The organism is Pseudomonas sp. FFUP_PS_473 (assembly GCF_002858665.1).
GTDB lineage: Bacteria > Pseudomonadota > Gammaproteobacteria > Pseudomonadales > Pseudomonadaceae > Aquipseudomonas > Aquipseudomonas defluvii.
Genome location: NZ_PJQQ01000048.1, coordinates 22,139 through 30,503, shown reverse-complemented (window position 1 = coordinate 30,503; position 8,365 = coordinate 22,139). Strand labels below are relative to the sequence as shown.

At 59.3% G+C, this 8,365-nt stretch carries 9 protein-coding genes; 5 read left to right on the top strand and 4 right to left on the bottom strand.

The annotated features are described in order from the left end of the window. Positions 1-118 precede the first annotated feature (118 nt). Positions 119-583: an isochorismatase family protein gene (locus CYD26_RS22800; protein WP_102053745.1), complete on the bottom strand. Its 465-nt coding sequence runs from the start codon at positions 581-583 to the stop codon at positions 119-121. A 91-nt stretch (positions 584-674) separates the two neighbouring features. Here CYD26_RS22800 and CYD26_RS22795 point away from each other — a divergent pair, with 91 nt between their 5' ends. Further along, positions 675-1,244: an SPOR domain-containing protein gene (locus CYD26_RS22795; protein ID WP_102053744.1), complete on the top strand. Its 570-nt coding sequence runs from the start codon at positions 675-677 to the stop codon at positions 1,242-1,244. A 63-nt stretch (positions 1,245-1,307) separates the two neighbouring features. Here the strand turns inward: CYD26_RS22795 and CYD26_RS22790 are convergent, their stop codons facing one another. The 3 genes from CYD26_RS22790 to CYD26_RS22780 form a co-directional block, all read right to left on the bottom strand. After that, entirely contained in the window at positions 1,308-1,997 is a 690-nt protein-coding gene (locus CYD26_RS22790; RefSeq protein WP_102053743.1) for an endonuclease, read from the bottom strand. A 6-nt stretch (positions 1,998-2,003) separates the two neighbouring features. Beyond that, positions 2,004-2,282 carry a DUF1654 domain-containing protein gene (locus CYD26_RS22785; RefSeq protein WP_102053742.1) on the bottom strand — a complete coding sequence of 93 codons (279 nt, stop codon included), beginning with the start codon at positions 2,280-2,282 and terminating at the stop codon, positions 2,004-2,006. 147 nt (positions 2,283-2,429) lie between these two features. Continuing rightward, positions 2,430-3,518 carry an asparaginase gene (locus CYD26_RS22780; RefSeq protein WP_099774104.1) on the bottom strand — a complete coding sequence of 363 codons (1,089 nt, stop codon included), beginning with the start codon at positions 3,516-3,518 and terminating at the stop codon, positions 2,430-2,432. Positions 3,519-3,844: 326 nt separating this feature from the next. Between CYD26_RS22780 and CYD26_RS22775 the strand changes: the two genes are divergently transcribed. The 4 genes from CYD26_RS22775 to CYD26_RS22760 are packed head-to-tail and all read left to right on the top strand — an operon-like array spanning position 3,845 to position 8,358. After that, the gene (locus tag CYD26_RS22775; protein ID WP_102053741.1) at positions 3,845-4,804 is read left to right on the top strand and encodes a sugar ABC transporter substrate-binding protein; all 960 of its coding nucleotides are present in this window, start codon (positions 3,845-3,847) and stop codon (positions 4,802-4,804) included. Positions 4,805-4,829: 25 nt separating this feature from the next. Next, positions 4,830-6,347 (top strand): sugar ABC transporter ATP-binding protein, encoded by a 1,518-nt coding sequence (locus tag CYD26_RS22770; RefSeq protein WP_102053740.1) that lies wholly within the window; start codon positions 4,830-4,832, stop codon positions 6,345-6,347. Next, positions 6,344-7,339, top strand: coding sequence for an ABC transporter permease (locus CYD26_RS22765; RefSeq protein ID WP_102053739.1), 996 nt, complete (start codon positions 6,344-6,346; stop codon positions 7,337-7,339). Before CYD26_RS22770 ends, CYD26_RS22765 begins: the two co-directional genes overlap by 4 nt. A gap of 2 nt (positions 7,340-7,341) precedes the next feature. Further along, positions 7,342-8,358: a LacI family DNA-binding transcriptional regulator gene (locus tag CYD26_RS22760; RefSeq protein ID WP_099774108.1), complete on the top strand. Its 1,017-nt coding sequence runs from the start codon at positions 7,342-7,344 to the stop codon at positions 8,356-8,358. The last annotated feature ends 7 nt before the right edge of the window (positions 8,359-8,365 follow it).

Here is an 8,365-nt window from a genome sequence, read left to right as displayed (position 1 = left end):
CCTGAACCGCCGTGTACGGAACCGTACGCACGGTGGTGTGAGAGGACGGCGGGTGTGAACTCGCCTCCTACTCGATTGTCCGGGAAAAAGATTTGAAAGCCGTGCGGTGTGGGTAGTGCTATTTCAGTTCTGCCGCCGTCACTGTGTGCTTGAAGTGATGTCGCCACAGGTTTATTCCCAGTTCCCCTGAGCGATCCAGGGATGAGCCTCGGGTCAGGTCGGTAATCAATGTCGGTTGCAGCCCTGCATCGAATAGCACAAAGCCTGCCGCCAGCACGCAGGTGTCCGTCTGGATGCCGCATACCAGGACACGGTCCGGTTTCAATTGCTTGAGGTGGTTGAGGGTCTCGCTGGAGAGGCAGTAACCGTATTTGGCGAACACCCGGTCAGCCGCGATCAGGCAGCGCTCGTTTTTAGCAGGATGCCAGCCAAGTTGGCGTTGGAACGGGGTGTGGTGCTCGTCGTGACGCTCTACTGTGGCGACTGACGGCATGCGCCCGAGGAGTGTGTTGATGCCTTCGACCAGCCACTGGGGTGGGTTGAAGGAAGGTTGTACGTCAATGATCAACAGTACCTGGTGCATAGCCGTCCTCTCGAGGGGAATGCTGGTCGATTGTAACTGCCGTTGCCTTGCAGGTGCTAAAATCCGCCGCTGGCATTCAGGAGATAGGCGCGTGCGCAAAGTGGCGGTGGTAATGGCGATGCTGGCGTTGGCTGGCTGTGAGAATGATGTAGAGCGCGCTCACAACAAGGTCGCCGAGCATTTGCAAAACCCGAAAACGGCCAAGTTCGCCAATGTTCGTATTAATGAGCAAGGCGATATTTGCGGTCAGGTTCGCGGCAAGGATGCGGCGGGCGTGGTGGAAGCCTATCGCAGCTACGTGGCGATCAAGCAGGGTGCCGAGTACGAAGTGATCATCGATCAGGACGGTAACAACCTGCGCCTGCGCGAGATCTGCGGCGGCGCCGACCTGCAGCGCAAGGCTGAAGCGCTGGCCGACCAGTCGGCTGCTCAGGGCTGGGATGTCGAAATCATTCAGGGGGCGAACATGGGTGCGCTGACGGATATGACCGCGCGGCTGATCGAGCGTGGCATCCCGTCGTCGGTGGTTTACCGCGAGGGTAAGCCGGTGGTGCTGCTGGGCCCCTACGCCGACAAGGCGGCAGCGCTGGCGCAGAAAGCCGATGTCATGGCGCGCCTGGGTATCGACTCGGTGGTGATCCAGCACGACGCACCGCGATAGTCGCGCCGCGCCGGTTGCGGGTGAATGCCGGGCAGCGCCTGCTGGCAAGCGCTGCCCGGCGCGTCAACCGCAGGCCTTCATGTTGACCGGCCCGACAAACTCGTTGCCGTGGCCCATGACGCACGCCACCCGCTGGTTGCGCTGAAGCTCCCAGGCTTGAGGTGGGTAGGTCTTGTTCCAGGCTTCGTACAACTGGCGATCCTGTTTTGACAGGCGCAGGTTGTATTGCTTGCTCATATAGAAGTAGGTGCGTGCGATCATTCCGCGGATGGATGGGCGCGGCATCACCTTCTTTGCCTTGAAGTCGATCTGGGTCAGGCAGGAGCCGTATTGTCCGTGTTGCTCGGGCAGCCAGCCAAAGCTGAAGTTGCTGCGGTCACCGTTGACCTCGCCGATGCTCGGTACCAGGTTGTGCAGATCGGCTTCTGCGCGCTGATAGACCTGATCATTGCGCGAGCAGTTCTTGCGCCCGCCGTCCTGCCAGCACTGGCGCTGATGGCCGATCTGCCAGGCCGGCACAATATGTTCCCATTCTATTCGCGCGGCGCGGTTGGCGTTCTTGCGTGGCACATAGCCGCAGGCTTCGAGGTCGACACGGTTGCCGTTGTACTTGCAGCCACAATAGAACTCGGTCGATTGCGGGGCGTACAGTTTCCAGGCGACTTTCTTGGCTTCGCTGAAGGTGCGCGGGGCGTCGGCGTGGGCGGCGAAACTGAGCAGCAGGCAGGATACTGCAAAAATCTTGAATCTCATGCGTGCTCAGTCTTCCTTCGGTACAACCCAGAAAATCTGAACGCCGCCATCATCGCGATGCGCGAGGGTGACGTTATCGTTCTCGGCAATTTCTTCGAGCAGGGTTTCCCAGTCGTCGGGAGATTCATGTTCCAGGCGAAAGATCAGTGCTGACCGTGCTTTCTGTGCAGTCGGCGAATTGATGATTTTCTGGATGCGCAGGCCGAGTTGCTCGTAACTGCCGGCGGGGGTCGATGCAGAGGAAGTGGTTGCCACGGAGCGTTCCTTGTTTTGCTGTATGTGCATACAGTATTTTACTGTAGGCCATTTCGCAACACCTTGTGGGTGTAGGAGCGCTTCAGACAGTGCATGCAGCGATTTGCTGCATGCCTTTGAAACTATTTTTACGCGGTGATGCCCGCCGTAGAGCGGCGGGCGGCCGGCAGGCGGGGATCAGTACTCCCAGAAGATCCGCTGCAGCTCTTTGCTGTCCTGGGTCTTGGTCAAGGCAACCATTGCCAGAATGCGGGCTTTTTGTGGGTTCAGGTCATGAGCGACAACCCAGTCGTTCTTATCGTCCGGTTGCTCGGCGTTACGCAGCACGAACCCGCCGGCATTGACGTGGGACGAACGAATGATCTGTACGCCATTCTTGCGCAACTCCTGCAAGGCAGGGACTACGCGGGAGGATACAGAGCCGTTACCCGTGCCGGCGTGGATCAGTGCCTTGGCGCCGTTCTGTGCCAGTGCTTTGTAAGCAGTGTCCGTCACGTTGCCGTAGCCGTAGGCGATATCCACTTGGGGCAGGCTGCTGATCTGCTTGATGTCGAATTCCGAATCTTGAGTGTGGCGCTTGGCCGGAAGGCGGAACCAGTAGGATTTGCCTTCAACCACCATGCCCATCGGGCCCCAGGCGCTCTTGAAGGCCTCGGTCTTGATGTTGACCGACTTGCTCACGTCGCGGCCAGACTGAATTTCGTCGTTCATGGTGACCAGCACGCCTTTGCCGCGGGACTGCTTGTCGCTGGCCACTGCCACGGCATTATAGAGGTTGAGCATGCCGTCAGCGGACATGGCCGTGCCTGGGCGCATCGAGCCGACTACCACGATAGGCTTGTCGGTCTTCTCGACCAGGTTCAGGAAGTAGGCGGTTTCTTCGAGGGTGTCGGTGCCGTGGGTGATGACGATGCCATCGACATCCTTGCTGTCGGCCAGCTCGGCGACGCGTTTGCCCAGTTGCAGCAGGTTTTCATTGGTGATGCTTTCCGATGCGATCTGCATGACCTGCTCGCCACGGACGTTGGCCAGGTTGGCCAGCTCCGGTACGCCTGCGATCAGCTTGTCGACGCCCACTTTAGCGGCCTGATACGTCGCACTGTTGGCAGCGCCGGCGCCTGCACCGGCGATGGTCCCGCCTGTGGCCAGGATGACCACATTGGCCAGTTTCTGTTGATTCTCGACGTCCTTGGCATTGGCGCCTGCAGGCAGGAGCAGCAGCAGGGCCAAGGCACTCGGTACAAAGGAGTGGAACGCAGCTTTCATTTTTGTTCTCGCTTATTGATTGAAGTGCGGTGTTGCCAGGCAAAGAACAGCAGAAAGCGTACCAGTTCAGTTGTCTTGATTTAACGTATTGTTTTTATTGGAGATTATGGGTGCCTTAAGCGTATCTTCTGGTGTTTTAGGGATCGGCTTCCCGAATTTATCTGTATTTGGCTGTTCGGTTTTCCGATCTGTTTAAAGGATAATTCCCCTGCTTGGCCTCGCCGTCAGGTGATGGCGGGGGTATTTGACAAAGGTGGCGGGCATTTCCATAGTGAAGTAATGCAAACGTTTGCTACTTGATAACAATAATGTACTGGAGTGATTTCATGACGTTGCCCTTCACCGGACGCCTGCTCGGGGCTGTTGTGTTGAGCGCTCTCAGCGCTTTTGTTCCCGTTGCCCACGCGGTCGAACAGGCTGCTGTGAAGCCCAGGGTTGCCTTGGTCATGAAGTCCTTGGCCAACGAGTTCTTCCTGACGATGGAAGACGGTGCCAAGGCCTACCAGAAAAGCCACGCAGGTGAGTTCGACCTGGTGTCCAACGGTATCAAGGATGAGTCCGATACCAGTAACCAGATCCGTATTGTCGAGCAAATGATCGTTTCCCAGGTTGATGCGCTGGTGATTGCACCTGCCGATTCCAAGGCGCTGGTGCCGGTGATCAAAAAGGCCATTGATGCCGGTATCACGGTGGTCAATATCGACAACCGCCTTGACCCGGGCGTGCTCAAAAGCAAGCACCTGAGCGTGCCATTCGTAGGGCCAGACAACCGCAAGGGCGCTCGTCTGGTGGGTGACTACCTCGCTGCAAGGCTTACGGCCGGTGATCAGGTTGGCATCATCGAGGGCATATCGACGACCACCAATGCGCAGCAGCGTACGGCGGGCTTCAAGGACGCGATGGACGCGGCGCAGATGAAGATTGTCTCGGTGCAATCGGGCAGTTGGGAGATTGACAAGGGGCGCGCCGTAGCGTCGGCCATGCTCAACGAATACCCCGATCTCAAGGCCTTGCTGGCCGGTAACGACAGCATGGCGCTGGGTGCGGTCTCTGCGGTGCGGGCGGCGGGCAGGACGGGTACGGTGCAGGTGGTGGGTTACGACAACATCTCGGCAATCAAACCGATGCTCAGCGATGGTCGTGTGTTGGCCAGTGCTGACCAGTTCGCTGCCAGGCAGGCTGTATTCGGTATTGAGGTGGCGCTGAAGATGCTCAAGGGGGAGGTGCCGCAGGTGGATGCTGACAATGTCATCCAGACGCCGGTTGAGTTGGTCACGGCGCCGTAGCCTTCATTTCCAGTGAGTACCCTGTATGCCTTCGACTGAGGACATCGTGCTGTCAGTCAGCGCTGTGGGCAAAGCCTATGCGCAGCCTGTACTAAGCAATATTGACCTGGCCCTGCGCCGCGGCGAGGTCTTGGCCCTGGCGGGGGAGAATGGTGCCGGTAAAAGCACCCTGTCCAGGATCATCGCAGGCCTGGAGCCTCCCACGGCCGGCCAGATGCAGTTCAACGGCAAGCCTTACCTGCCTGGCAGTCGCGCGGCAGCCGAGCGGTTGGGCGTGCGTATGGTCATGCAGGAACTGAACCTGTTGCCGACACTCTCGGTGGCTGAAAACCTGTTTCTCGGCAACCTGCCCAGTCGCGCCGGTTGGATCGACCGCAAGCGTTTGCGCGTACTGGCCCGGGCGGCTATGGCACAGGTCGGTCTTGAAGCGGTCGACCCGGATACGCGGGTGAGTGAGCTGGGCATCGGTCATCAGCAAATGGTTGAGATTGCTCGCAGCCTTATCGGTGACTGTCATGTACTGATTCTGGATGAGCCGACCGCCATGCTGACGGCGCGCGAAGTGACATTGTTGTTTGCTCAGATCGAGCGCTTGCAGCGCCGAGGAGTGGCGATTGTCTATATTTCCCATCGACTGGAAGAGCTCAGGCATCTTGCCCAGCGAGTCGCCGTGCTGCGTGACGGTCAGTTGGTGTGCGTTGAGCCGATGCAGCGTTACAGCAGCGAGCAATTAGTCAGCCTGATGGTGGGGCGCGCGTTGGCTGAGGCGATTGACCTTGGCGAGCGTCGTATGGGCGAGCCGATTCTCACGGTCGATGGGTTGGGGCGGGGAGAGATGGTGTCTGATGTGTCCTTCGAGGTGCGCAGTGGCGAACTTTTCGGGCTCTACGGATTGGTCGGTGCCGGGCGTACTGAGCTGCTGCGATTGATTTTCGGCGCCGACTCGGCCGACCGGGGGCGTGTCGCCTTAGGTCACCCGCCCAGGCCGGTACACCTTGCTTCACCGGCTGAGGCTGTGCGCGAGGGTATTGCGCTGATCAGCGAAGACCGCAAGGGCGAGGGGTTGCTGCTGTCTCAATCCATTACGGCGAACATTGCCTTGGGCAACCTGTCGGCGGTATCTCGAGCGGGTGTTGTCGACCGTGATGCGGAGCAGGCCTTGGCGCGACGGCAGATCGAAGCGATGCAAATACGTTGTACGGGTGCGGATCAGGTTGTGAGTGAGCTCTCTGGCGGGAATCAGCAGAAGGTTGTGATGGCGCGTTGGCTGGCGCGCGACTGCTCGGTGTTGCTGTTTGACGAGCCGACCCGTGGCATTGATGTGGGGGCCAAGTTCGATATTTATGGTTTGCTCGCCGAGCTCGCTCGTCAGGGGCGGGCGTTGGTCGTGGTTTCCAGCGATCTGCGCGAGTTGATGTTGATCTGTGACCGTATCGGTGTGCTCTCCAGAGGGCGCTTGGTCGACACCTTTGAGCGTGACACATGGCGTCAGGATCAGCTGCTGGCGGCGGCCTTCGCCGGTTATCAGGGGAGCGCTGCATGAGTACCTCACCGGTTCAAGCCTCTGCTGCTGTTGCAGGCACGCGCGGCGGGCGTTATCAGGGTGTGGGTGCTTACCTGGGCCTGGCGGGTGCGCTGCTGATATTGATCGTGCTTTTTTCGCTGTTGAGCAGCCACTTTCTTTCCTACGCTACCTTCAGCATCCTGGCTAATCAAATTCCCGACCTGATGGTGCTGGCGGTCGGGATGACCTTTGTATTGATTGTCGGCGGCATCGATTTGTCGGTTGGTTCGGTGCTGGCGCTCGCGGGTTCCATCGTCAGTGTCGCCATCCTCGGCTGGGGCTGGAGTGCGCTGCCAGCGGCGTTGCTCGGCATGGCCTGTGCGGCACTGGTCGGGACCGTTACCGGCTCGATTGCTGTCGCTTGGCGAATTCCCTCCTTTATCGTTTCGCTGGGTGTATTGGAGGTTGCGCGTGGCGTGGCCTACCAGATGACCGATTCGCGCACGGCCTATATCGGTGATGCCTTTGCCTGGCTGTCCGAGCCCTTGGTATTCGGTATTTCGCCCGCCTTCGTGATTGCCTTGCTGGTGATCGTGGTTGCTCAGTGGGTGCTTGTGCGCACGGTGTTCGGTCGCTACCTGATCGGCATTGGCACAAATGAAGAGGCTGTGCGCCTGGCGGGCATCAATCCGCGCCCTTACAAGGTGCTGGTGTTCTCGTTGATGGGGCTGCTTGCCGGGTTGGCCGCACTGTTTCAGATTTCCCGGCTGGAAGCGGCCGACCCCAATGCGGGCTCTGGGCTGGAGCTGCAGGTAATCGCCGCTGTGGTGATCGGCGGTACCAGCCTCATGGGTGGGCGCGGCTCAGTCATCAGCACCTTTTTCGGCGTTCTGATCATTTCCGTGCTGGCTGCAGGGCTGGCACAGATTGGCGTCTCGGAGCCAAGCAAACGCATTATTACTGGCGCGGTGATTGTTATCGCTGTGATCCTCGACACCTATCGCAGCCGGCGTACACGCAGGCGGAACTAAAAATGGCAACGATTAAAGATGTAGCGGCCTTGGCGGGGATTTCCTACACCACGGTGTCCCATGTATTGAACAAGACCCGGCCGGTCAGTGAGCAGGTTCGACTGAAAGTCGAGGCCGCGATTGCTGAGCTCGACTATGTGCCCAGCGCAGTGGCGCGCTCGCTCAAGGCGCGCAGCACCGCCACGATTGGCTTGCTGGTGCCCAACAGTGTCAACCCTTACTTTGCCGAGCTGGCCCGGGGTATTGAGGATGCCTGTGAGCGCAACGGCTACTGCGTCATCCTGTGCAACTCCGATGACAACCCGAAGAAGCAGCGCAGTTACCTGCGGGTGTTGCTGGAAAAGCGAATCGACGGCTTGATTGTCGCGTCGGTAGGGGAGGATGGCGACCTGTTGGAAAGCTTGCAGACCGTGCGCGCGCCGATGGTGATTGTCGACCGTGCCCTTGATGGGGTAGAGGCCGATCTGGTGCGTATCGACCATGAGCAAGGGGCGTACATGGCTACGCGCCACCTGCTTGAATTGGGGCATCGAGACATTGCCTGTATCAATGGGCCTGCCAGTACCAGTGTTGCGCGGATGCGCCTGGCGGGTTTCACGCGTGCGCTGGCTGAAGCGGGCATTACAGTGGTTGAGGGCAGGGTGCTTGACAGTGACTTTTCCGGCCTTGGTGGGTATGGCGCTGCGGCAAAGCTGTTGGGGCAGAACCGGCCAAGCGCAATTTTTGCAGCCAATGACATGATCGGTATCGGTGTGTTGCGAGCGGCTGCCGAGCGCAATATCTGTGTGCCCAGTGAGCTGTCGGTTATCGGTTTCGATGATATCCAGCTGAGCCAGTACGTTTATCCCGCGTTGACCACGGTCGGCCAGTCGATCCGTGAGTTGGGCGAAATCGCGGTTGAGCGGTTGCTGCACCGTATTGCTGAGCCGGCCGGTAGCGCTGTTGAGCAGCGCATTGTGACGCCGAGTATCGTGCTGCGTGAGTCGACGGCACCGCGTCCGGACACGTTTACTGATTAGCGCAGAG

Coding starts and splice junctions, on each gene's coding strand:
- CYD26_RS22800 (WP_102053745.1), bottom strand. CDS start 583: ATGCACCAGGTACTGTTGATCATTGACGTACAACCTTCCTTCAACCCA.
- CYD26_RS22790 (WP_102053743.1), bottom strand. CDS start 1,997: ATGAGATTCAAGATTTTTGCAGTATCCTGCCTGCTGCTCAGTTTCGCC.
- CYD26_RS22785 (WP_102053742.1), bottom strand. CDS start 2,282: ATGCACATACAGCAAAACAAGGAACGCTCCGTGGCAACCACTTCCTCT.
- CYD26_RS22780 (WP_099774104.1), bottom strand. CDS start 3,518: ATGAAAGCTGCGTTCCACTCCTTTGTACCGAGTGCCTTGGCCCTGCTG.
- CYD26_RS22775 (WP_102053741.1), top strand. CDS start 3,845: ATGACGTTGCCCTTCACCGGACGCCTGCTCGGGGCTGTTGTGTTGAGC.
- CYD26_RS22770 (WP_102053740.1), top strand. CDS start 4,830: ATGCCTTCGACTGAGGACATCGTGCTGTCAGTCAGCGCTGTGGGCAAA.
- CYD26_RS22765 (WP_102053739.1), top strand. CDS start 6,344: ATGAGTACCTCACCGGTTCAAGCCTCTGCTGCTGTTGCAGGCACGCGC.
- CYD26_RS22760 (WP_099774108.1), top strand. CDS start 7,342: ATGGCAACGATTAAAGATGTAGCGGCCTTGGCGGGGATTTCCTACACC.